The sequence below is a fragment of the Microlunatus ginsengisoli genome (assembly GCF_039537205.1).
GTDB classification, from domain to species: Bacteria; Actinomycetota; Actinomycetes; order Propionibacteriales; family Propionibacteriaceae; genus Microlunatus; species Microlunatus ginsengisoli.
In genome coordinates this window covers 36170-60217 of the sequence record NZ_BAABAB010000002.1, presented here as the reverse complement: position 1 = coordinate 60217, position 24048 = coordinate 36170, and the positions used below count along the sequence as shown (strand labels likewise).

The following is a 24048-nucleotide window of genomic DNA, read 5'->3' as shown; positions in this document are numbered from 1 at the left end:
GTTTCGGTTGCCTCGGCAACCGCACTTCACGCGGACCGGAGCCCGGACATCGTCTCGATGGGTCGGGCCCGTCGTTACCGCCCGTATGTTGAGAACTTCACAGTGGACGCGAGCATCTTTGTAGTAACAACAAGCTACTAAGAGCAATCGGTGGATGCCTAGGCACCAAGAGCCGAAGAAGGACGTTGTAACCTGCGATAAGCCCTGGGGAGCTGGTAAACAAGCTTTGATCCGGGGATCTCCGAATAGGGAAACCTCGAAGGAAACCGGAGTAATGTCCGGCGACCCTCACCTGAACACATAGGGTGATGGGAGGGAACGTGGGGAAGTGAAACATCTCAGTACCCACAGGAAAAGAAAACAACCGTGATTCCGTAAGTAGTGGCGAGCGAACGCGGAAGAGGCCAAACCTCGCATGTGTGATAGCTGACAGGCGTTGCATGTGAGGTGTTGTGGGGCCGCCCTGACCGAGCTGTCGATCGGTCAAGCAGTCATAAATGATTCATGAAGTCGAAGCACTTTGGGAAAGTGCGGCACAGAAGGTAACACCCCTGTAGACGTAAGTGAGTCACTGCTGGGCGCCACCCCAAGTAACACGGAACCCCTGAAATTCCGTGTGAATCTGGCGGGACCACCCGCTAAGCCTAAATACTCCTTGGTGACCGATAGCGGACCAGTACCGTGAGGGAAAGGTGAAAAGTACCCCGGGAGGGGAGTGAAATAGTACCTGAAACCGATTGCTTACAATCCGTCGGAGCCGGATCTTTTAGATCGGGTGACGGCGTGCCTTTTGAAGAATGAGCCTGCGAGTTAGTGGTACGTGGCGAGGTTAACCCGTGTGGGGAAGCCGTAGCGAAAGCAAGTCCGAATAGGGCGATTTAGTCGCGTGCTCTAGACCCGAAGCGGAGTGATCTATCCATGGCCAGGGTGAAGCGACGGTAAGACGTCGTGGAGGCCCGAACCCACCAGGGTTGAAAACCTGGGGGATGAGCTGTGGATAGGGGTGAAAGGCCAATCAAACTCCGTGATAGCTGGTTCTCCCCGAAATGCATATAGGTGCAGCGTCGCGCGTTTCTTGCCGGAGGTAGAGCACTGGATAGCCTAGGGGGCCCACAAGCTTACCGAAGTTAGCCAAACTCCGAATGCCGGCAAGTGAGAGCGCGGCAGTGAGACTGCGGGCGATAAGGTTCGTAGTCGAGAGGGAAACAGCCCAGAACACCAGCTAAGGCCCCCAAGAGATTGCTAAGTGGAAAAGGATGTGGAGTTGCGGAGACAACCAGGAGGTTGGCTTGGAAGCAGCCACCCTTGAAAGAGTGCGTAATAGCTCACTGGTCAAGTGATTCTGCGCCGACAATGTAGCGGGGCTCAAGCAATCCGCCGAAGCTGTGTCATTCACACGTGTACTAGGTTTCGATCCAGGTGTGTGGATGGGTAGGGGAGCGTCGTGTGCGCTGCGAAGCGGCGGGGTAACCCAGTCGTGGAGAGCACACGAGTGAGAATGCAGGCATGAGTAGCGAATGAGGAGTGAGAAACTCCTCCACCGAAAGACCAAGGGTTCCAGGGTCAAGCTAATCTGCCCTGGGTAAGTCGGGACCTAAGGCGAGGCCGACAGGCGTAGTCGATGGACAACGGGTTGATATTCCCGTACCGGCGCTAGCACGTCCCTGCCGAGGCGAACAATGCTAAGCACGCGAGCTCGTCGAGACCTTCGGGTCGACGCGAGTGAGTCTGCGACCCAAGTTCGTATTAGGCAAGCTGCGGAGTGACGCAGGAAGGTAGCCCATCCCGGGCGATGGTTGTCCCGGGTTAAGCGCGTAGGGCGAGGTGTAGGCAAATCCGCACCTCATATGCCTGAGACGTTAGGACTAGGTCGTCTACGGACGGCGTGAGTGGGTGATCCTATGCTGCCTAGAAAAACTTCGTGAGCGAGTTCTAGAGCCGCCCGTACCCTAAACCGACACAGGTGGTCAGGTAGAGAATACCAAGGTGATCGAGATAACCGTGGTTAAGGAACTCGGCAAAATGCCCCCGTAACTTCGGGAGAAGGGGGGCCAATACTGTGAAGGGACATACGTGCCCGGAGCAGTGGCGGCCGCAGAGACCAGGCCCAAGCGACTGTTTACTAAAAACACAGGTCCGTGCCAAGTCGCAAGACGATGTATACGGACTGACGCCTGCCCGGTGCTGGAACGTTAAGGGGAAGGGTTAGCGCAAGCGAAGCTCTGAACTTAAGCGCCAGTAAACGGCGGTGGTAACTATAACCATCCTAAGGTAGCGAAATTCCTTGTCGGGTAAGTTCCGACCTGCACGAATGGCGTAACGACTTGGGCGCTGTCTCGACCGCGGACTCGGCGAAATTGCACTACGAGTAAAGATGCTCGTTACGCGCAGCAGGACGGAAAGACCCCGGGACCTTTACTATAGTTTGGTATTGGTGTTCGGTACAGCTTGTGTAGGATAGGTGGGAGACTGTGAAGCGATCACGCCAGTGGTCGTGGAGTCAACGTTGAAATACCACTCTGGCTGTTCTGGATATCTAACCTAGGTCCGTTATCCGGATCAGGGACAGTGCCTGATGGGTAGTTTGACTGGGGCGGTCGCCTCCCAAAAGGTAACGGAGGCGCCCAAAGGTTCCCTCAGCCTGGTTGGCAATCAGGTTTCGAGTGTAAGTGCACAAGGGAGCTTGACTGTGAGAGAGACATCTCGAGCAGGGACGAAAGTCGGGACTAGTGATCTGACGGTGGCACGTGGAAGCGCCGTCACTCAACGGATAAAAGGTACCCCGGGGATAACAGGCTGATCTTGCCCGAGCGTCCATAGCGACGGCATGGTTTGGCACCTCGATGTCGGCTCGTCGCATCCTGGGGCTGGAGTCGGTCCCAAGGGTTGGGCTGTTCGCCCATTAAAGCGGCACGCGAGCTGGGTTTAGAACGTCGTGAGACAGTTCGGTCCCTATCCGCTGCGCGCGTAGGAGTCTTGAGGAGGGCTGTCCTTAGTACGAGAGGACCGGGACGGACGAACCTCTGGTGTGCCAGTTGTTCTGCCAAGAGCACGGCTGGTTGGCTACGTTCGGAAGTGATAACCGCTGAAAGCATCTAAGCGGGAAGCACGCTCCAAGATGATGGCTCCCACAGGGTAACCTGGTAAGGCCCCCAGCAGACCACTGGGTGATAGGTCGGATGTGGAAGCACAGCAATGTGTGGAGCTGACCGATACTAATAGGCCGAGGGCTTGTTCCTACAAAGATGCTACGCGTCCACTGTGCAGTTCCCGAGATACGGTCGGGACTGCGCTCATAAATTTCGAGTGCACCGCGAATCTCCATAGAGTTTCGGTGATCACAGCGAGAGGGAAACACCCGGCTCCATTCCGAACCCGGAAGTTAAGCCTCTCAGCGCCGATGGTACTGCACGGGGGACCGTGTGGGAGACTAGGACGTCGCCGGACAACACAAACAAAAAGGCCAGCCTTCGGGCTGGCCTTTTTGTTTTTCCGGCGGGAACTGCTCGAGGCGGAAACCCCCTGCGGCGCAACCTTGCCGGGCCGGGGAACTTGGTCGCAGCGCGCGACGCCTCAGGCGGTCCGTACGTGCTGCCCGGTCGCGGGGGCAGCCACAGCCTCGGGGACGGCCGAGATGATCTCCGGATCGATTCCGGACTGGTGGAACTGCTGGACGGTGGCCGGGTCGGCGTGGCCGGCGACGAGGATGCGATCGGCCTCGGACAGTTCGGCGTACTTGACGAACGCGGTCCGGCCGAGAACCGCGCCGGAGCAGGCGACAATGCGCCGGGTCGCGCACTGGATCGCTGCCTGCGCGACGGCGGCGGCCGCGGGTGTCGACTCGCTGAGCCCGTGCCCGAGGGCTACGCCGGCGGGGGACAGCACGGCGGTGTCGACCCGGAGCCGGCTCAGCTCCTCCAGGGCCCAGTCGCCCTCCTGCGCGCGAGTGGCGGGTGCCACCGTGCCACCGACGTTGTAGACCGACAGGGTCGAGATCTTGGCCAGGTGGACGGCGGCGTCGAGAGAGTTCGTCACCACGGTCAGCCCGGCGGAAGCGGGCGGCGCGGCGCTGATCGCCGCCGTCAGCGCCACCGCCGTGGCGCCGCTGCCGATCAACAGCGTGCCGGTCCGCGGCAATTCCGCCCACAGTCGTTCGGCGAGCGCCGCGTCGTCACGGCTCGGGGTGGCCAGCACGGGCATCGGAACGCGGGTCTCGGCCTCCACCGCGACCGCGCCGCCGTGCACCCGGCGCAGCACACCGGTCGACTCCAGCACCCGCAGATCGCGGCGGACCGTCTCCTGGGCGACGCCCAACCGGTCCGCCACCTCAGCGACGTCGACCCGCCCCCGCGCAGCGAGGAGTTCTCGGATGGTCGACTGACGATGCTCCGGCGTGCCGGCTCGGTCGGTCATGGCTCCCCTCGACTGCTGGGCCCACCCAGCTCCGGCTACAAGAGTTCCACCGAACGGGTGGTCTGTGGCCGGATCTGCAGCTTTCGACCGCGGCCGGCTCGGAACTGATCGAGCGCCTCAGCGTAGTCGTCCAGGCAGAATGCGTGCGACACCATCCGGTCGGCACGGAGCGCTCCGGCGGCGAACATCTCCACCGCCCGGGCGTAGGAGTTCAGCACGGCCATCGACCCGACCATGGTGATCTCGTCGTTGTAGATGCGGAACGGGGAGAATGTGGCCTTCGCGTCCACGGGCGCAACACCGAACTGCTGGAAGGTCCCACCGCGCCGGATCCGGCGAAGCCCGTCCTCGATCGCCGGCACCGCACCGGTGCAGTCGATCACCACCTCCCAGCCGCCCCGCCGGGCGACGTCGTCGGCGGACTCGGCGAGGATCTCCACGCCGACCTCCTTGGCCACCTCGAGCCGGGCGGGGTTCCGGTCGACCACGGTTACGCTGGCCGCACCGGCGCGCGGCGCCAGCTGCGCCATCATCAGGCCCATGGTGCCGGCGCCGTAGATCAAGTAATGGTCACCGAGCCGGCGCGGCAGCAGGTCGTAACCACGGATGGCGCAGGACAGGGGCTCGATCATCGCCGCCAGGGCGAGATCGACCCCGTCGGGGAGCCGGTGCACATTCTTCACCGGCGCGAGCTGGAACTCCGCCGTCGAGCCGTCGGTGCGAGCGACGCCGGAGCCGTTCCAGTTCTCGCAGAGGTTGGACCGGCCGACCGCACAGAAGCTGCACTCGCCGCAGGTGAGGGTCGGATCGACGCTGACCAGATCCCCCGGACTGAACTCCGTGACCGCGTCTCCGACCGACTCCACCACGCCAGAGGTCTCGTGACCTGGGACGATCGGGAACACGGTGGGAGCGAACTCACCGTCGAGGACGTGCAGGTCCGTGCCACAGATGCCGACCGCCTCGACCCGGACCACCACCTCGCGCGGCCCGGGCACCGGATCCGGGCGTTCTTCGATCGCGAGCTCGCCGGGGGCCCTGAAGACGACCGCCCGCATCTACTTCACCGCGCCCATCGCCAGCCCGCGCACCAGCCGCTTCTGAGCCAGCCAGCCGGCGACGATGACGGGGAGGACGGCGATGGTGGAAGCGGCGGAGAGGACGGCCAGGAACTGACCGCGGCCGTCGACGAAGCTGCCGAGGAACGGAGGCGTGGTGCGGGCCACGACGGCGGTGAGCAGATTGGCGAGGAAATACTCGTTCCAGGCGAAGATGAAGCAGATCAGCGCTGCCGCTGCGGCGCCGGGGGCGACGATCGGCAGCGATACCCGCCATAGTTCGCGGTTGTAGCTGGCCCCGTCGATCTGGGCCGCCTCGACGACGGCGATCGGAACCTCGGCGAAGAAGGAGCGCATCATCCAGACGGCGAGGGGGAGATTGATGCCGAGGTAGAGCAGGCCGAGCGCCCACAGGTTGTCCAGCAGTCCGAGGGTGCGGAGCAGCAGGAAGACCGGGATGATCGAGGCGGCGACCGGCATGAACTTGGTGGAGATGAAGAAGAACAGCCCGTCTCGCCAGCGGATGATCGGCCGGACCGACAAGGCGTAGGCGGCCGGGATCGCGAGCAGCATCACGACGATGGTGGAGCCGACGGCGAGGAACAGCGAGTTGAGCAGGTACAGGGCCATACCGCGGTCGAACACGGCGGCGTAGCGATCGAGCGTGGGGGTGAAGATGAACTGGGGCGGGAAGGAGGCGGCCTGGCCCTCGGTCTTGAAGCTGGTGATGATCATCCACAGCACGGGGAAGAAGAACAGGAAGACCAGGATCCAGGTGAGCAGGGTGAGGAAGTAGCCGCCGATCTTGCGGCGGGTGAACGGATTCGGTCCGGTCCGTTCGCTGCGGGCGGACTGGGTGGCCTGCGGACGGGTGGCCTCGGCGGTGGCGGACATCAGCGGCCTTCCTCGGTGAAGATCCGGAACATGGTGCGCAGTGCGAGGGTGGCGAACACGATGGTCAGGATGACCGTGATCACGCCGTACGCGGCGGCTTCGCCGACCTGCTGGCCGATGAAGGCTCGTTCGTAGAGCAGGTAGGCGATGGTCTTGGTGTTGCCGGCGCCCTTGGTCATGATGTTGATCGGGTCGAAGACCTGGATCATGAAGACCGTGCCGAGCAGGATGGCCAGCTCGGCGTACGTCCGCAGGTGGGGAAGGGTCATGAAGCGGAACGTCTGGAACGCGCTCGCGCCGTCGACGTCGGCCGCCTCCAGGACCTCACCCGACTGGGACTGCAGGCCCGCGAGCAGGATCAGCATCATGAACGGGGTGTACTGCCAGGTCAGGGTGAAAACGATGGTCGTGGCCGGCAGATCGGTGTTCCAGGCGATCGGGTCGATTCCGACCAGTCCGAGCGCCCAGTTCATCATGCCGGTGTTCACATCGAGCAGCGAGTACTTCCAGATCAGCGCCGCGGCGGCGGGCATGACCAGGAACGGGGTGATCAACAGCGTCCGGGCCAGGGCCCGCCCTTTGAACTCGCGGTCGAGCAACACGGCCAGGACCAGGCCGAGGAGCAGCGACAGCAACATCGAGCCGCCGACGATCCGGATGGTGGCCCAGATCGACGGCAGGAACGCGCCGTTGGTGATGACCGCGACGTAGTTGGAGAACCCGGCGAACGATCGTTCGTTCGGGCGGGCCAGGTTCCAGTCCTGGAACGAGTAGTAGATCGTGGCGAGGAACGGGATCTGGGTGACCAGGATCGCCACCACCAGGGCCGGCATGATCAGCTTGCGGCCGAACTTGCGTTGGGCCAGGTCCTGGCCCTTGAGGTCGGCCATCGTCGTCTTCTTGCGCTTCGGCTCGGCCTTGGGCGGCTGGAGCGTCGGCGTCTCCTCCACGGTGCTGCTCATCTCAGCCCTTCTTCTGGTTGTCGCCGGCCCGCTGGGCGATCTTCTGTCCCTGGTCCAGTGCCAAGTTCAGTGGTCGTCTGCCCGCGATCACGTCCGCGAGCAGCTGGGAGGTCTGGTTTCCGACGTCCTGGAACTCGGGGATGGTCACGTACTGGATGCCGACCCACGGCTGCGGATCGACCCCGGGCTGGGTCGGGTTCACTTCGTTCATGATCTTGGCCGTCAGCGGCGCGAAGTCTCCGCCCGCCTTGATGTACTGGGGGATCAGGTACGTCGACTTGCGCGTCCCCGGTGGCGTCCGGGCCCAGCCCAGCTGGGATCCGACCAGCTTCGCGTAGTCCTTCGACGTCGCCCACTTGACGAACGTCCAGGCCGCGTCCTGGTGCTTGGACTCGGCATTGATGCCGAGGTTCCACGACCACAGCCAGCCCGAGTTCTCCGTCATCTTGACCGGCGCCCGGACGTAGCCGACCTGGCCGGCCACCTTCGAGTTCTTCGGGTCCTCGACCGAGCCCGCCGCCGACGTCGCGTCGTACCACATCGCCGCATGACCCTGAGAGAACAGGTTGAGGCACTCGGTGAAGCCGAACGAGACCGGGTCGCCCTCGCCGGACGCCTCGAGCGTGTCGATGTAGAACTTCACCGCGTCCGTATAGGCCGGCGAGTTGACCTGGGCCTGCCAGTCCATGTTGTACCACTGGCCGCCGAAGGTGTTGATCACCGTGGTGAGCGGGGCGAACATCTCACCCCAACCCGGCTTGGCCCGCAGGCAGATCCCGGCCCGGTCCTGGCTCGGGTCCTTCAGCTTGGCGGCGTACTCCGCGATCTGGTCCCAGGTCGGTCGCTCGGGCATCGTGATCCCCGCCTGCTGGAACAGATCCTTGCGATACATCAGGAACGACGACTCGCCGTAGAACGGCACCGCATACAGCCGCTTGTCGTATGACACGCCGTCGCGCACGGGCTTGAAGAAGTCGTCCACGTCGTACGCGGGGTCCTCGGCCGCCTTGTCGGTCAGGTCCATCAGCCACCGGTTCTGGCCCCAGATCGGCACCTCGTAGGCACCGACGGTCATGATGTCGTACTGGCCGCCCTTGGTCGCCACGTCCTTCGTGGCCGCGTTGCGGAGGTCGTTCTCCTCCATGAAGATGATGTTGATCTTGATGTCCGGATGCTGCTTCTCGAACTCTGGCAACAACTGCGCCATGTCCTGCATCTGCGGATTGTTCACACTCGCCAACGTCACCGTCGTGACGCCCGGCTGGGTGCCCAGGTTGCCGAACCCGGCGCACCCGGACAGGGCCAGCGCGAACGACAGGCCGAGACCGCCGGCGGCGATCGTCCGGCGAGACGGCCGCGGTCGCGGCCGTGGGACTAAAGGGGGGCTGGTGATGGACACGCGTCGTCACTCTCTCGTCGTTGGGGCGGAACGGTGGGTGTGAGAATCGCTGTGATAAAGGCCCGAATGGTTGTTTTGACGCACCATAGCCCACCCGATTGGTGCAGGTCTAGTCACAAAGACGAGTTCGATGCAGAATTGATGCCCGTTTCGCTGCAATGAGGCGGCCTGTGGGCAGCCGTGCTTGAATGGTCGTCCAGCCGAGGAGCACAACCGTTGAGCATGTACCCGCCCGAGCGGCAACGAACCATCACCGAGCTGTTGCGCGGTCTGGACGGCCGCCGGGCGAGCGTGGCCCAGATCAGCGAGCAACTGGGCGTGACGGGTGAGACCGTGCGGCGCGACCTCGACGTGCTGGAGCGGCGAGGTCTGGTCCGCCGGATCCGAGGCGGCGCGGAGCTGCTGCGGAGCACGCCGTTCGAGCAGGCGCTGGCGGCGCGGCATGCCGAGCAGTACGCGGACAAGCTCGTCATCGCCGAGCGGGTGATGACCGAGCTGCCCGAGGACGGGGTGCTGATCCTGGACTCCGGGTCGCTGACCTATGTCTGCGCGCGCGCCATGCCGCGCGACCGGGCGCTGACCGTGGTGACCAACAACCTGCCCGCCGCGCACTACCTGGCCGGCCTGGAGAACCTTCGCGTGATCACATTGCCCGGCACGCTGCGCGGCGTGACCTCGGCGGCCGTCGATGTCTGGACCAGCCGGCGGCTGAGCACGTTGACCGTCGACCTCGCGATCATCGGGGTCAACGGGCTGAGCGTCGGCCACGGCCTCACCACCACCAACCCGGAGGAGGCGGCGGCCAAGCGGGCGATGGTGCTCGCGGGCCGGCGGCGGGTCGTGCCGGTCATCTCGGGCAAGCTCGGTCGAAACTCGTTCTGCGCCTTCGCGGCGGTGAGCGAGGTGGATCTGGTGATCACCGACGCCGGCGCCGGCGCCGATACCATCCGTGAGCTCGCCGCGGCCGGTCCGGAGGTGGTCGTGGTCGGATCCGCGTCCGCGGGCTGAACCGGCGGGCGACCGCTTTGCGTCGGCGGTCTCGACCAGACAGGATTGAGCGGTGGTAGACGACAGGAAGCCGCGTGGCTCCCGACCGCCCGGTCGCGGTCGCGGGGGCGAGGGCTCGGGTGGTCGCGCGAGCGACGGCTCGGGCGCACGTGGACGCGGGGGATCGGACTCGCGTGGACGCGGGGGATCGGACTCGCGCGGACGCGATAGTGCCGCGGCCGGCCGGCCGAGCTCGGGGCAGACCGCCGCTGGCAAGCCGCGCGGCTCCCGCCCGGCGTCGTCGCGGCCCAACAGCACCACTCACGGCGCGGCGCGGTCATCGGCCGATCAGGCGCGGAAGGGCGGCGACCGGCCGGAGCAGTCCGGCCAGGGACGGGGCCCGAGCGGCGAGCGACGAGGCCAGAGCAGCCAGCGACGGGACTCCCTGCGTGGCTCGGGAGGCCAGCCACCGGCCCCGCCGGGACTCGACCGCCGACCTGACGAGCCGCCCATTCCGGCCGATGTCGACACGCGCGCACTGCACCGAGCGGTGCGAGCCGAGCTGCGCGGGCTGCCGAAGGACCTGGCCGAGATCGTCGCCAGTCACCTGGTGGTGGCCGGTGAGCTGATCGACTCCGATCCGGATCGAGCGCATGCGCACGCGGAGGCGGCGAAGCGCCGGGCGGCGCGGCTTCCGATCGTGCGTGAAGCGGTCGCCGAGACCGCGTACGCCAGTGGCCGCTTCGACGTTGCGCTGCAAGAGTTCCGGGCGCTGCGCCGGATGACCGGAACCCAGGACTACCTGCCGGTGATGGCCGACTGCGAGCGCGCGCTCGGGCGGCCACAGACCGCGCTGAAGCTGGCCAAGGAGTCGCGCCGCTACGACCTCGACCCGGCGCTGCAGATCGAGATGATCATCGTGGAGTCCGGAGCCCGGGCCGATCTCGGCCAGCAGGCCGAGGCGCTGCGCGTGCTTGCCGCGGCTGTCGAGCGGTTCGCCGCCGGCGGCGAGCGGCTGCGGGCGGCGCGCGGGCGACTCTTCTACGCCTACGGCGAGGCGCTGCTCCGAGCCGAGCGAGAGCCGGACGCCCGGCGCGCCTTCGCCACCGCCGCCGCGTTGGACACCGACCAGGAGACGGACGCGGCCGAGCGGGTGGACGAGCTCGACGGCCTGGTGATCGACTTCGACGACGGGGACGATCTGGGCGGGGACGATCTGAACGGGGACGATCACGGTGATCACCCGGCCGATCGGGTGCGGACCGCGGACCCCGGTCCGGCGGCCCGGCGGGGTGCCGAGTGAGCGACCAGCCGGTGATCGGGTCCTACGACGCTGCCCTGTTCGATCTTGACGGTGTGATCTATCTCGGACCCGAGCCGGTGCCGGGTGCCGCCGACGGTGTGGCCGGGCTGCGGGCGCGCGGCACCAAGATCGGTTTCGTCACCAACAACGCCGCCCGGACGCCGGCCAGCGTGGCCGAACACCTGCGCGATCTGGGCATCTCCGCGCAGACCAGCGACGTGGTCACCTCCTCCCAGGCCGGCGCGCATCTGCTGCGCGAGCGGTTCGGGCCGGGCGCGAAGGTGCTCGTCGTCGGCGGGGGAGGGCTGTGGGCCGCGCTGGCCGAGGCCGGCCTGACCGGCGTCCGATCCGCTGACGACGATCCGGTCGCCGTCATCCAGGGCTGGTCGACAGATCTGTTGTGGGAGCAGATCAACGAGGCAGCCGTGGCCGTCAACCGGGGAGCGCACTGGCTGGCGACGAACACCGACATGACCCGGCCCACCGATCGCGGGATCGTGCCGGGTAACGGCGCGGCCGTCGCAGCCGTCCGGGTTGCGGTCGACGTCGATCCGGAGGTGGCCGGCAAGCCCTACCGGCCCTTGTTCGCCGAGACGATCGAGCGTCTGGGGGCGGCCAAGCCGATCTTCGTCGGGGACCGGCTGGACACCGACATCAACGGCGCCGTGGCGCTCGGGATCGACTCGATGATGGTGCTGACCGGAGCCCACGGGGCCGCCGAGCTGCTGGCCGCCGGACCGGACGCCCGACCGACGTACCTCGGCTGGAACGTCCAGGCGCTGTTGGAGCCCGCGCTGTCGGTGACGGTCGACGGCGACCGGGCGAGCAGCGGCGGGGCGACGGCGGTCGTCGAGAACGGTGCGCTGCGGCTGCTCGCGCCGCCGCGGAATCGCGCGCAGGCGGTCGCCGGGCTGTGGGCGGCCGCCAGGCTCGCTTGGACGTACGCCGATTCCGGTCGACCGCTCGACCACACTTCGATCTCCCCGCTGCTCGGCACGCCGTAGCTCGCCGGGAGCCCGACGAGCCGCCGGGGATACGGTAGGGGCACGGCCGGACGAGTGAGGAGACCACGATGGTCATCGAAGCCCTGCAGAGTTACGCCCAGCTGGCGAGCGGGCTCACCAAGACGACGCGTGAGAAGGCGATGGCGACCGCCAAGGGCCTGCTGGACCAGGCCGGTCTCGGCGACGTGGCGGCCGACGCGGGCGACCGGGTGACCAAGCTGGCCGACGAGCTGCTGGCGACCAGCAAGGCCAACCGGCAGGCGCTCACGAAGTTCGTCGACGCCGAAGTGACCAAGGCGGTCGGCAAGCTCGGGCTGGCCAAGGCGGAGGACCTCGAGGCCATCAAGGCAGAGATCGCCGCGCTGCGGGCGGCGACCGCGGCGGCGGGCCCGACTACAGGAGGCCCGGCGGCGGCAGGCCAGGCGGCGGGGCCCAGCCCGGCGCCGGCCAAGCGGCCGGCCAAGAAGGCGCCGGCGAAGAAGGCACCCGCTGCAGCGAGCGCTGCGGCGGAGCCCGCCGCCAGCGCTCCCGCGGCCGAACCGGCGCCGGTCGCGCCGGTCAAGCGGCCGGCCAAGAAGGCCCCGAGCTCCACCAGCGCTGCCTCCGCCAGCGCGGCCTCCGCCAGCGCAGCCTCGACGACTGCGGCCCCGACGAGCGCAGCTGCGAAGAGCACGGCGAGCAAGACCGCCGCGAAGAAAGCCCCGGCCAAGAGAGCTCCGGCGAGGAAGTCCGCCGCCAAGAAGTCCGCCGCGAAGAAGGCTCCCGCTGCCGACGGCGCCTCGTGACCGAGGCGCCCATACCCAGGCCACCCGCCGGAGCTCGGCCCGTGGACCCTGCGCGGACGCAGGAGGAGCGGACCGGGAACTTCGACGAGCTGGTTCGCGGCCTGGACGACCTGGCCGAGCGCCCGGTCGGCGAGCACCATGATCGACTGGCCGAGGTGCACGAAGCGCTGCACCGTGCGCTGAACGAGCCACCGGCGAGCTGAGCGTTGGGGCCTCCGGTGGTCCCCGACTCGCCCGAGCAGCAAGTGCGGGCTGCGATCCGGCTGGATCGCGCCCTCGTGGATCGCGGGCTGGCGCGGTCGCGAGGCCAGGCCCGGGAACTGATCACGGCCGGTCTGGTGACGATCAACGAGGTCGCGGCCCGCCGCGCGTCCGCAACGGTGACACCGGCGGACGAGGTTGCGGTCGCTGCGCCCGATCACTATGTGTCGCGCGGCGCGCACAAGCTGATCGGGGCGCTGGACGATCTCGGCCTGCGGGTCCGTGGCCGTGCGCTCGACGCCGGCTCGTCCACCGGCGGCTTCACCCAGGTGCTGCTGGAACGCGGCTGCACCGTCGTCTACGCGGTGGACGTCGGCACCGACCAGCTGGCGCCGCTGCTGCGGACCGACGCCAGAGTCGTCGTGCGGGAGCGGACCAACCTGCGGGAGCTGAGTCTCGACCGGCTGGACGGTGAGCCGGTGGATGTGGTGGTGGCCGACCTGTCGTTCATCCCGCTCGGACTCGTGCTCGACCGGCTGGTGGCCGTGGCGGCGCCGACGGCGGTGCTGATCCTTCTGGTGAAGCCGCAGTTCGAGGTCGGGCGGAACCGGCTGGGCAAGAACGGCGTGGTCCGCGATCCGGCGCTGCGGCGGCAAGCGGTGGTCGACGTGGTCCGGACCGCGGCGGACCTGGGCTGGGGCGTCCGGGGCTGTGTCCGCAGCCGGCACCCCGGGGGCGGCGGCAACGTGGAGTTCTTCGTTCTGCTGGTCCGCGGGCCGGCCGCGACCGGCGACCCGTTGGACCGGGTCGACTTCGGCTGAGCAGCCACCCGATGCTCGAGATCCGTGCCTCTTATGCTGGCCCGGTGACCGCGCAGACCGCTGGACCGGCATCGGCCCCCGAGTGCGCGCGCCGGGTGGCCGTGCTGACCCACATGGGCCGACCGGAGGCGGTGGACGCCGCCACCCGGTTGGTCGGCGGTTTGCTGACCGCCGGACTGGATGTGGCCGTGCCGACCGAGGACCGGCCGGTGCTGGAGGAACGGCTGGGTCGTTCGATCAGTGAGCTCGTGCCGCCGCGGATCGAGCAGGGCGAGATCGAGGCCGCGGAACGGCTGCCGTACGAGCTGATGGTCGTGCTGGGCGGTGACGGCACCATCCTGCGCGGGGCCGAGTGGGTGATGAGCTCCGACATTCCCCTGTTGGGCGTCAACCTGGGTCACGTCGGGTTCCTCGCCGAGGCCGAGTCCAGCGAGATCGACAGCATCGTGGCTCACGTCGTCGCCTGCTCGTACACGGTGGAGGAGCGATTCACCATCGAGGTGACGCTGCGCGAGAACGACCGACCGGTGTGGTGCTCGTACGCGATCAACGAGGTGTCGATCGAGAAGGCCGCGCGGGAGCGGATGGTCGAGCTGGTGGTGGAGATCGACGGCCGGCCGCTGTCGCGGTGGGCCTGCGACGGGATGCTGGTGGCGACGCCGACCGGATCGACGGCGTACGCCTTCTCGGCCGGTGGGCCGGTGATCTGGCCGGGCGTGGACGCCTTCCTCGTGGTCCCGCTGAGCGCCCACGCCCTGTTCGCCAGGCCGCTGGTGCTCGGCCCGAGCTCGGTGGTCGTGGTCGAGCTGTTGGACGCGTCGCCGACCAGCGGCCTGATCACCTGTGACGGCCGGCGCAGCATCGAGTTCCGTCCCGGGATGGAGGTCGAGGTCGTCCGCGGCCGGCACCGGCTGCGGCTCGCCCGGTTGTCGGAGTCGCCGTTCACCGACCGCCTGGTGCGCAAGTTCGGGCTCCGGGTCGAGGGCTGGCGCGGCCTGGCCGAGCTGGAGGACGAGCCCCAGGAGTTCCCCTCCACCGCCCTCGCCAGCCCGACCCACCTCCGCTCGGCCTGACACCCCCCGCGCTGGCCCGCCCCTGGCTCGACTCGGCGCGGGTTCGACCCAGTTCGCGCGTGAAGGACGTCGAGCGAAGTGGGTGCAAGGCGAGCGAAGTGGGCGTGGGGCGAGCGAAGTTGCAGCGGGTGGGGTGCGGACGAGGTTGTCGGCTCCTGCTCGGCTCCTGCTCGGCTTCTGCTCGGCCCCGGCCGGCCCCTGGCTCGTCTTCGCGCGGGTTCGACCCAGTTCGCGCGTGAATGACGTCGAGCGAAGTGGGTGCAAAGCGAGCGAAGTTGCGGCCCGGGGGACCGGGAGAGGGGTCAAGCGCGGAGCGGGCGCGAATCGGCAGGATGCGCCAGCAGGGTGGCCGTCATCGGGAGGGCGAGCACGGTCAGGGCACCGCCGGCGACCAGCAGGGAGGCGTTCTCGGCCGACATCTGACCGGCGTTCACCGCGGTCGTCGTGACGGCGACGATGATCGGCAGCCCGGTGGCCGCGTACAGCCCGAGCCGGAGACTGTCGCGGCCGTCGAACTGGCGTTCGCCGGTCAGCGCGTTGCGCTGGAGCCGGCCGGCGACGTACACCGGGATCCCGCGGACGACCAGGATCATCACCACGAACGCGATCAGCCCGAGCGGGTGGGCGGCCACCGCGGCCGGGTCGATCGCCATCCCCGAGGTGACGAAGAAGATCGGGATGAGCAGGCCGAACGCCAGCCCGTTCAGCTTGTGCTCGAGCTGCTCGTCGCCGTCGGGCAAGGCGCGACGCAGGATGAACCCGGCCGCGAACGCACCGAGCACCGAGTCGAGCTGGAAGGCCCCTGCCAGCACCAGCAGGGCGACCAGCAGCAGCACGGTCAGCCGGACCGTGGTCTGCCCGGTGGTCTCCGACCCGGACCGGATCAGCTCCATCACCCTCGTCGTGCCGTGCCGCAGCCGGGTCCAGGGCAGCGTCATCACCACGGCCAGCACGGCGAACGCCGCCAGCACCACGATCGACAGCCCGGGCGCACGAGCACTGAGCAGCACCGCCATCGCGACCACCGGGCCGAGCTCGCCGAAGGCGCCGTGATTGAGCACCGCGGCGCCGAACGGGGTGCCGAGCATGCCGGCGTCCTTGAGGATCGGCAACAGGGTGCCGAGGGCGGTCGAGGTGAGCGCGATGGCGACCGCGACCTCGGCATGCATCGTGCCGCTCAGACCGACCAGCCAGACCAGGACGAAGGCGAGGCCCAGGCTGATCAGCCAGGTCACCAGCGCCCGGCGGCCGCCGCGGCCGGTCAACTCCTTGAGCTCGACCTCGTAGCCGGCCAGCAGGAACAGCATGCCGAGCCCGAGCTCGCGGAGCAGGCCGATCGCCTCGTCGGTGACGGCGAGACCGAGCACGTTCGGCCCGATGATCACGCCGAAGATCAGCAGCAGCACGACCTCGGGCAGCATCTTGCGTGGCACGAAACCGGCGAGCAGCGGCGCCGCGACGGCGCAGAGCGCGATCCAGAACAAAGAGACGGCTGGATCCGGTGCCTCCATGGGCTGAACTCTAGTGACACGTCCGGAGGCGTCCACCGCGCCGGGCGTGAGAACCCGGCCGTTCGCTGGCAGGTGCGAGGATGGATGCCGACCATGAGACTGCCCACGCTTCGTCGCCGCTCCGCACCGACCGAGGTCGGTGGCCTGGTGCGCGTCGACCGGCGGACGAAGAACCTGACCAAACGGCTCCGGCCGGGCGAGATCGCGGTGATCCACCACAGCGACCTGGACCGGGTCAGCGCCGAGGCTCTGGTGCTCGCACAGCCGGGCGGGGTGGTCAACGCCGTCCAGTCGGTATCGGGCCGCTATCCGAACCTGGGCCCGCAGATCCTGCTCGACGCGGACATCCCGCTGATCGACGACGTCGGTGAGGCGGCGATGACCCGGTTGCACGAGGGTGATCGAGTCAGGCTGGAGGAGGGCCGGCTGCTGGATCCGCAGGGCCGGGTGGTGGCCGAGGGCGTACGGATGACGCCGGAGCGGCTGGCCGGCCAGCTGGCCGCGGCGCGAGTGGGGCTGGCGGACCAGATCGAGGCGTTCGCCGACAACACCATGACGTATCTGCGGGCGGAGAAGGAACTGCTGCTCGAGGGCGTGGGCGTGCCCGAGATCCGTACGCAGATCGAGGGTCGGCAGGTGTTGATCGTCGTCCGGGGGTACGACTACCGCTCCGACCTGGACGCGCTGCGGTCCTACATCTCCGAGTACAAACCGCTGCTGATGGGAGTGGACGGCGGCGCGGACGCGCTGCTGGAGGCGGGCTACAAGCCGGACCTGATCATCGGCGACATGGACTCCTGCTCCGACCGGGTGCTGCGCAGCGGCGCCGAGCTGGTGGTGCACGCCTATCCCGACGGCCGGGCGCCCGGACTGGAGCGGCTGACGAGGCTGGGGCTGACCGGGGTGAGGTTTCCGGCCCTCGGCACCAGCGAGGACGCCGCCATGCTGCTCGCCGACTCCAAGGGGGCCCAGCTGCTGGTCGCGGTCGGCACCCACGCCTCGCTGGTGGAGTTCTTGGACAAGGGCCGGGCCGGAATGGCCTCGACCTTCCTCACCCGGCTCCGGGTGGGCCCGAAGCTGGTCGACGCGAAGGGGGTCTCGCGGATCTATCACAGCCAGATCAAGACCTGGCACCTGATCTTGCTGATCGCCTCGGCGCTGCTGGCGCTGATCACGGCGATGCTGATGACCGATCTCGGCTCGGCGGTCGGAAGCCTCGTGCTGGCACGGATCCGCGACGTGCTGTATTGGCTGAAGGAGTTGTTCACATGATCATGCGAGCCGGTCGCTCGTGATCAACTTCCGCTACCACATCGTTTCGCTGATGGCGGTGTTCCTCGCGCTCAGCGTGGGCATCGTGATCGGGGTGACGCTGCGGCCGTCGGTGGACTCCGGGCTGACCCAGCAGGCCGAGCAGGACCGCAAGACGGTGCAGGAGCTGCGGACCGAGATCGACCGGCGCAATGCACTGGAGAAGTATCGAGAGGCGTACGACGACCGGGTCGCGCCGACCGTCACCGCCGGCCTGCTGACCGGGCGCCGGGTGGCGTTGATCGTGATGCCGGACGCGCCGAGCGCGACCGTGGACGCCATCGCCAAGGCGGTGCCGGTGGCCGGCGGCGAGATCACCAAGACGGCTCGGATCGACGACAGCGCGTTCGCCGACAGCGCACCGGACAAGGTGGACGAGGCGATCGGGAGCGAGGAGTCCGTGCTCGGGCTCGAGCCCGACGCCAGCGCGGCCGGCAAGCTGGGGGTCGCGGTCGGACGAGCGCTGCTGGCCAAGGAGCCGGCCGCCGAGGACGCGGTGGCGAAGGCGCTGACCAAGGCGCTGAGCGGTGCCGGCCTGGTCGCCTTCGACGGAAAGGCACCCGAGCTGGCCGACCTCGCCGTGATCGTCACGGCGGAGGCGCCGGCCGTCACGCCGACCGCCGACCAGCTCGCCGCGCACGTCCAGTTCGACCTCGGCGTCGCCGGGACGTCCGCCGGCACGGTCGTGGCCGGCCCGAACAGCACCGGGATCCAGGGCACCGACGTGCTGGCGGTCCGGACCGACGCGAACGGCGCGGGCGTGCTGAGCACCGTCGACGTCGCCGACCTCAGCAGCGGGGTGACCACCGTTCTGCTGGCCGGCAAGGAGCAGCTGCTCGGCCGGCACGGCCACTACGGCGCGCTGACCGGCGCCGACGCCCCCACCCCCGAGCTGCCGGTGCGTTGATCGTGCGGGCACGGGGAGGGTGCGGCCGAGGTGCCCGCGATTGGGCACCGGCGGCGGTGACAGCCGCTGTCGGATCCGGCGTGGCCGCGGGCGTCGCGCTGGCCGGGAACCGGATGCTGGACCGGGTCGCTGCCGGGGACCTGGAATCGCGCTGGCGGAGAACGAACTTCGCCGGACGTACGGTCTCGCTGGCCGGTGGCCCCGTCGCGGTGGCGGCCGTCCTGGCCGGGGCGGCGGCAACCGCCTCCCGCCGCGGGTGCGCGCCCCTGGCGGTCGCGGTCGGCGGCGCCGGCGCGGTGGGCCTCTACGACGACCTGTTCGGCGACACCCGGGCCAAGGGTTTCCGGGGACACCTGCGGGCGCTCCGGGCCGGCACGCTGACCAGCGGGATGATCAAGCTCGTCGGGGTGGGGCTGAGCGCTGCCGCGGCGGCGGGCCTGCTCGCCCGGGCCCGCGTGGGCGGTCGTGCCGGGGATCGGGCCGGGGGTCGGGCGGGGGCAGTCGGTGCCCTGGTCGACATCGTGATCGACACCGGGCTGACCGCCGGGCTGGCGAACCTGGTGAACCTGTTCGACCTGCGACCCGGGCGGGCGGCCAAGGTCGCGCTGCTGCTCGGTGCCGCCCTCGCCGGGCGCGGCGCGGGTCCGGTGGTCGGCGCCGCGGCCGGGTCGTTGCCGAGCGATCTCGGTGAGCGGACCATGCTCGGCGACTGCGGCGCCAACGCCCTTGGTGCCGGTCTCGGCGTGAGCGCCGCGGCGGCGCTGCCGCGGCCGGCGCGGCTGGCCTCCCTCGCCGGGGTCGTCGCGCTGACCGCGATCAGCGAGCGGGTCAGCTTTACCGAGGTGATCGCGGGCAATGCGGTGCTGCGCGCGGTGGACGGCTGGGGTCGTGTCCGCTGAGGACGCCGATGACGGCGGCCCGCGGGCGGAGGCCGCGGAGCGGGTCGGGCGGACGTTCGGCGGGGTGGCCGCCGGCATCGCGGCACTGACCCTGAGCGCCCGCGTGATCGGCTTCGGCCGGTCGCTGGTGTTCTCCAAGACGGTCGGCGACACCTGCCTCGGCGACGCGTACAACGCGGCCAACACGCTCCCCAACGTGCTCTTCGAGATCGTCGCCGGCGGCGTGCTGGCCGGCGTCGTGGTGCCGGTGATCGCACGGCACGTCGGCGCGGGACGGCGCGAGGAGTCGTCGGCGACGGTGTCGGCACTGCTGTCGTGGACCCTGCTGGTGCTCACCGTGCCGACCCTGCTGGCGCTGGCCGGGACGCGGCTCTATGCCCAGGCCTTCGCCAAGCCGGAGTGCCCGAGCAGCGCCGCGACCATCGCCGCACTGTTGATCATGTTCGTCCCACAGATCTGGCTGTACGGCCTGGCCGTGGTCAGCGCCGGAGTGCTGCAGGCCCACCACCGGTTCCTGGCGGCGGCGGCCGCGCCGCTGGTGTCGTCGCTGGTGGTGATCATCGCGTACGTGATCTTCTGGCTCACCGCCGGCTCGGACGCGGGCGCCGACCTCACCGCGCTCAGCCGGAAATCGCTGCTGGTGCTGGGGATCGGGACGACGCTCGGGGTGCTGGCGCTGGCCGCGACGAGCGTGATCGGGATGGCCGGGCTGGATCTTCGGCTGCGGCCGCGGCTCCGCTTCGCCGGCGACGACCGCTCGGTGATCATCCGGATTGCCGGGGCCGGCGGGGTCGGGCTGATCATCCAGCAGATCTCGATCCTGGTGGTCAGCTGGGCGGCCCAGCAGACGCCCGACCCGGGAGCGCTGACCCGCTACACCTGGGCGAACGCGATCTATCTGCTGCCGTATGCGGTGCTGGCCGCACCGCTGCTGCAGATGATCTTCCCGCGGATGAGTGCGGCGGCCGAGCACGGCGACGAGCCGGTGACCGCCATCCTGCGCGGTGCCGCCGGACCGATCACGGTGCTGGCGTGCCTCGGCGCCGGTCTGCTGGTGGCGACCGCGGTGCCGGTCGCCCGGGTCTTCGTGCTCGGTCCGGGCTCCGGCGACACGGCCGCGCTGGCCCGGCCGATCATCGCGTTCGCGCCGGCGGTGATCGGCTTCAGCCTGATGGGTCTGGCCACCCGCACGCTGCTCGCCCGGCACCGCGCCCGGGACGCCGGGATCACCACGGGGCTGGCCTGGTCCGCGGTGATCGTGCTCGTGCTCGCGGCCCGCGCGCTGCCCGCCGGCTGGGTGGTCACCGGGCTGGCCGGGGCGACCTCGCTGGCCATGATCATCGGGGCCGTGACGGGATGGTTGCTGCTGGCCCGGGCAGGCGTACGTCCGGGGTTGCGCCGAGCCCTGCTGGTCGGGATCGGGGCGGCCGCGGTGGCCGGGTTCGCGGTCGGCGGCGCGGCGACCGCGTTCGCCGGTGTCGGGCTGGTCGCCGCCGTGCTGGGATCGGTCGGCACGGCGCTCGCCGCGACGGCAGTCTTCGCGGGGTTGGTCTGGGTGCTGGATCGGCGGCTGCTGGGTGAGGTGGTGCGGGTGGTGCGCCCGTCGACGGCGTCGGAAGGCAGGGGGCATGGCGATGACTGAGTCGCTGAAGATCGCACTGGTGCTGACCGCCAGCACCGGTGGCATCGGCCGGCACGTCGCGAGCCTGACGCCGCGCTTCGCCGCCGCCGGGCACCGGGTCCGGGTCTATGCGCCCGAAACGACCGCGCGGGCGCACGGCTTCGCCGGTGCGGACGTCCGCCCGCCGGCCGAGCTGCGGAGGCTCAGCGGTGCCGACGTACTGCACGCGCACGGCTACAAGGCGGGCGGGCTCGCGGTGCCGGTCCGGCTGCTCCGCCGGACGCCGCTGGTGGTCAGCTGGCACAACGCGGTCCTCGGGCTGGACCGGCAGGCCGCGGCCGCCCGGCTGCTGCAGCGTTTCGTCGCCCGTGGCGCGGACCTGACCCTGGGCGCGAGCTCCGACCTGGTGCAGCAGGCCCGCTGGTGCGGTGCCCGGAACGCGCGGTTGGGTCCGGTCGCGGCGCCGGCGCTGGCCGCGCCGACCGGCGATCGCGACGCGGTCCGCGCGGCGCTGGGGTTCGGGCCCGACCGGCTGCTGGTGCTCACCGTCAGCCGGCTGGCCCCGCAGAAGAACCTCGGCATGCTGCTGGACGTGGCCGCCGAGGTCCGGGCGGACGTACGGCTCGGCTTCGTGGTGGTCGGCGACGGGCCGGAACGGAACGCGCTCCAGGACCGGATCGACGCCGAGCGGCTGCCGGTCGCCCTGGTCGGCTCGCGGAACGACGTGCCCGATCTGCTGGCCGCCGCGGACGTCGCCCTGCTGACGTCGACCTGGGAGGCCCGGGCACTGGTCGCCCAGGAGGCGCTGCTGGCCGGCGTACCACTGATCGCGACCAAGGTCGGCGGCGTGCCCGAGCTGGTCGGCGACGGCGCCGTGCTCGTCCGCTCCGGCGACGCGCCCGCGGCCGCCCGCGCGCTGCGGCACCTGGCCGAGCTGCCGTTCCTGCGGGCCGAGCTCGCCGCCCGCGGCCGGGCGGAGGCGGCGGCCTGGCCGGACGAGGACGCGGTGGCCGCCGACGTGCTCGCCGCGTATCACTCGGTGTTGCGCTGATCCGGACGAGCCGAAGTCGGCCAGTTCGGTGTGCCGATTTCGGTGGAACGCGTAGCGCCGGATAGGCTGGAGGCCCGTGGGACCGCGCGCGAAAACGACCAAGCATCTGTTCGTCACCGGCGGGGTCGCCTCCTCGCTCGGCAAGGGCCTGACGGCGTCCAGCCTCGGCAGCTTGCTGGTGGCCCGGGGACTGCGGGTCACGATGCAGAAACTCGACCCCTATCTCAATGTCGACCCCGGCACGATGAACCCGTTCCAGCACGGCGAGGTGTTCGTCACCGAGGACGGCGCGGAGACCGACCTCGACGTCGGCCACTACGAGCGCTTCCTCGACGTGAACCTCACCGCCGACGCCAACGTGACCACCGGCAAGGTCTACTCCTCGGTGATCGCCAAGGAGCGGCGCGGGGACTACCTCGGCGACACGGTCCAGGTGATCCCGCACATCACCAACGAGATCAAGGACCTGATGATCGGGATCGGCGGTCCCGACGTCGACGTGGTGATCCACGAGATCGGCGGCACGGTCGGCGACATCGAGTCGCTGCCGTTCCTCGAGGCGGCCCGCCAGGTCCGGCACGACGTGGGCCGGGAGAACGTGTTCTTCGTCCACGTCTCGCTGATCCCCTACATCGGGCCGAGCGGTGAGCTGAAGACCAAGCCGACCCAGCACTCGGTGGCGGCGCTGCGCCAGGTCGGCATCCAGCCGGACGCCATCGTCTGCCGCTGCGACCGGGAGATCCCCGACTCGACCAAGCGCAAGATCTCGCTGATGTGCGACGTCGACGTCGAGGCGGTGGTGGAGAACACCGACGTACCGAGCATCTACGACCTGCCGAAGATGCTGCACGCCGAGGGCCTGGACGCGTACGTCGTCCGCCGGCTCGACCTGCCCTTCCGCGACGTCGACTGGACCACCTGGAACGAGCTGCTGGAGCGGGTGCACAAGCCGAAGGAGGAGGTGACCATCGCGCTGGTCGGCAAGTACGTCGACCTGCCCGACGCGTACCTCTCGGTGGTCGAGGCCCTGCGAGCCGGTGGCTTCGCGAACCGGGCGAAGGTGAACGTGCGCTGGGTGCCGTCGGACGAGTGTGAGACCCCCGAGGGCGCCGCCCGGGTGCTCGCCCAGGTCGACGGGGTCTGCGTGCCGGGCGGTTTCGGGATCCGCGGGGTGGAGGGCAAGGTGGGCGCGATCAAGTACGCCCGCGAGCACCAGATCCCGATCCTCGGGCTCTGCCTCGGCCTGCAGTGCATGGTGATCGAGGTGGCCCGGCACCTGGCCGGGCTGGAGGGCGCGGACTCCTCGGAGTTCAACCCGGACACCCCGCACCCGGTGATCGCCACCATGGCCGAGCAGATCGCCATCGTCTCCGGCGACGGCGATCTCGGCGGGTCGATGCGGCTGGGGGCCTACCCGGCGGAGCTGGCCGGCGGTTCGGTGGTCGCGAAGCGGTACGGCCAGAGCCGGGTCAGCGAACGTCACCGGCACCGCTATGAGGTGAACAACGGCTACCGCAAGCAGCTCGAGGACGCCGGCCTGGTGATCAGCGGGACATCGCCGGACTCCAAGCTGGTCGAGTTCATCGAACTGCCGGCGGAGGTCCACCCCTATTTCGTGGCGACCCAGGCCCACCCGGAGCTGAAGTCGCGGCCGACCCGGCCGCACCCGCTGTTCGTCGGCCTGGTGGAGGCGGCGCTGGACCGCAACCTCGCCACCCGGCTGCCCGTGGACCGCACGGTTTGAATGGTCGCTCCGCGCTCCGCGGTCATGAGCTCCGCCGGATCTCGCTCGTTCGTCGTGTTTTGTGCCGACGAAAAGCGTATCGGCACAAAACACTCCTGCACTCC

19 protein-coding genes and 2 rRNA genes are annotated in these 24048 nt (G+C 69.1%); 15 read left to right on the top strand and 6 right to left on the bottom strand.

Annotated elements, in window-relative coordinates:
- Nucleotides 1-127: 127 nt before the first annotated feature.
- Both ABD747_RS00790 and rrf read left to right on the top strand, forming a co-directional pair.
- Nucleotides 128-3239: ribosomal RNA gene (locus tag ABD747_RS00790) — 23S ribosomal RNA — on the top strand.
- 91 nt (nt 3240-3330) lie between these two features.
- Nucleotides 3331-3447 (top strand): 5S ribosomal RNA (gene rrf, locus ABD747_RS00785).
- Between the two features lie 126 nt (nt 3448-3573).
- Here rrf and ABD747_RS00780 read toward each other — a convergent pair.
- The 5 genes from ABD747_RS00780 to ABD747_RS00760 are packed head-to-tail and all read right to left on the bottom strand — an operon-like array spanning nt 3574 to nt 8726.
- Complete coding sequence (locus ABD747_RS00780) at nt 3574-4413, bottom strand: DeoR/GlpR family DNA-binding transcription regulator (protein WP_344801160.1); 840 nt, start codon at nt 4411-4413, stop codon at nt 3574-3576.
- A 35-nt stretch (nt 4414-4448) separates the two neighbouring features.
- Entirely contained in the window at nt 4449-5471 is a 1023-nt protein-coding gene (locus tag ABD747_RS00775) for a zinc-dependent alcohol dehydrogenase family protein (RefSeq protein WP_344801159.1), read from the bottom strand.
- On the bottom strand, nt 5472-6365 hold the full coding sequence (locus tag ABD747_RS00770; protein ID WP_344801158.1) for a carbohydrate ABC transporter permease: 894 nt from the start codon (nt 6363-6365) through the stop codon (nt 5472-5474).
- Nucleotides 6365-7327, bottom strand: coding sequence for a carbohydrate ABC transporter permease (locus ABD747_RS00765; RefSeq protein WP_344801157.1), 963 nt, complete (start codon nt 7325-7327; stop codon nt 6365-6367). The genes ABD747_RS00770 and ABD747_RS00765 overlap by 1 nt, the downstream gene beginning before the upstream one ends.
- 1 nt (nt 7328) lies before the next feature.
- Nucleotides 7329-8726, bottom strand: a complete 1398-nt coding sequence (locus ABD747_RS00760) for an ABC transporter substrate-binding protein (protein WP_344801156.1) — start codon at nt 8724-8726, stop codon at nt 7329-7331.
- Nucleotides 8727-8948: 222 nt separating this feature from the next.
- Between ABD747_RS00760 and ABD747_RS00755 the strand changes: the two genes are divergently transcribed.
- From ABD747_RS00755 to ABD747_RS00725, 7 genes are all read left to right on the top strand, one after another.
- Nucleotides 8949-9734, top strand: coding sequence for a DeoR/GlpR family DNA-binding transcription regulator (locus tag ABD747_RS00755; RefSeq protein ID WP_344801242.1), 786 nt, complete (start codon nt 8949-8951; stop codon nt 9732-9734).
- A 529-nt stretch (nt 9735-10263) separates the two neighbouring features.
- Nucleotides 10264-11016 carry a hypothetical protein gene (locus ABD747_RS00750; RefSeq protein WP_344801155.1) on the top strand — a complete coding sequence of 251 codons (753 nt, stop codon included), beginning with the start codon at nt 10264-10266 and terminating at the stop codon, nt 11014-11016.
- Nucleotides 11013-12020 carry an HAD-IIA family hydrolase gene (locus tag ABD747_RS00745; RefSeq protein WP_344801154.1) on the top strand — a complete coding sequence of 336 codons (1008 nt, stop codon included), beginning with the start codon at nt 11013-11015 and terminating at the stop codon, nt 12018-12020. Before ABD747_RS00750 ends, ABD747_RS00745 begins: the two co-directional genes overlap by 4 nt.
- Before the next feature lie 68 nt (nt 12021-12088).
- Nucleotides 12089-12805 carry a hypothetical protein gene (locus ABD747_RS00740; RefSeq protein WP_344801153.1) on the top strand — a complete coding sequence of 239 codons (717 nt, stop codon included), beginning with the start codon at nt 12089-12091 and terminating at the stop codon, nt 12803-12805.
- 41 nt (nt 12806-12846) lie between these two features.
- On the top strand, nt 12847-13008 hold the full coding sequence (locus tag ABD747_RS00735; RefSeq protein WP_344801152.1) for a hypothetical protein: 162 nt from the start codon (nt 12847-12849) through the stop codon (nt 13006-13008).
- Between the two features lie 15 nt (nt 13009-13023).
- The gene (locus ABD747_RS00730) at nt 13024-13827 is read left to right on the top strand and encodes a TlyA family RNA methyltransferase (protein ID WP_425562457.1); all 804 of its coding nucleotides are present in this window, start codon (nt 13024-13026) and stop codon (nt 13825-13827) included.
- A 44-nt stretch (nt 13828-13871) separates the two neighbouring features.
- Nucleotides 13872-14900 carry an NAD kinase gene (locus ABD747_RS00725; protein WP_344801150.1) on the top strand — a complete coding sequence of 343 codons (1029 nt, stop codon included), beginning with the start codon at nt 13872-13874 and terminating at the stop codon, nt 14898-14900.
- A gap of 302 nt (nt 14901-15202) precedes the next feature.
- Here ABD747_RS00725 and ABD747_RS00720 read toward each other — a convergent pair whose 3' ends face one another.
- Nucleotides 15203-16411: a cation:proton antiporter gene (locus tag ABD747_RS00720; protein WP_344801149.1), complete on the bottom strand. Its 1209-nt coding sequence runs from the start codon at nt 16409-16411 to the stop codon at nt 15203-15205.
- 93 nt (nt 16412-16504) lie between these two features.
- On the opposite strand from ABD747_RS00720, the gene steA reads away from it, so the two are divergent.
- The 6 genes from steA (at nt 16505) to ABD747_RS00690 (ending at nt 23944) form a co-directional block, all read left to right on the top strand.
- Entirely contained in the window at nt 16505-17683 is a 1179-nt protein-coding gene (gene steA / locus ABD747_RS00715; protein ID WP_344801147.1) for a putative cytokinetic ring protein SteA, read from the top strand.
- A 19-nt stretch (nt 17684-17702) separates the two neighbouring features.
- Nucleotides 17703-18629: a copper transporter gene (locus ABD747_RS00710; RefSeq protein ID WP_344801146.1), complete on the top strand. Its 927-nt coding sequence runs from the start codon at nt 17703-17705 to the stop codon at nt 18627-18629.
- 80 nt (nt 18630-18709) lie between these two features.
- Nucleotides 18710-19528, top strand: coding sequence for a hypothetical protein (locus ABD747_RS00705; protein ID WP_344801145.1), 819 nt, complete (start codon nt 18710-18712; stop codon nt 19526-19528).
- Nucleotides 19518-21170, top strand: coding sequence for a murein biosynthesis integral membrane protein MurJ (gene murJ / locus ABD747_RS00700; protein WP_344801144.1), 1653 nt, complete (start codon nt 19518-19520; stop codon nt 21168-21170). Before ABD747_RS00705 ends, murJ begins: the two co-directional genes overlap by 11 nt.
- On the top strand, nt 21163-22200 hold the full coding sequence (locus ABD747_RS00695) for a glycosyltransferase family 4 protein (protein ID WP_344801143.1): 1038 nt from the start codon (nt 21163-21165) through the stop codon (nt 22198-22200). The genes murJ and ABD747_RS00695 overlap by 8 nt, the downstream gene beginning before the upstream one ends.
- A 76-nt stretch (nt 22201-22276) precedes the next feature.
- Nucleotides 22277-23944 carry a CTP synthase gene (locus ABD747_RS00690; protein WP_344801142.1) on the top strand — a complete coding sequence of 556 codons (1668 nt, stop codon included), beginning with the start codon at nt 22277-22279 and terminating at the stop codon, nt 23942-23944.
- Nucleotides 23945-24048: the final 104 nt, after the last annotated feature.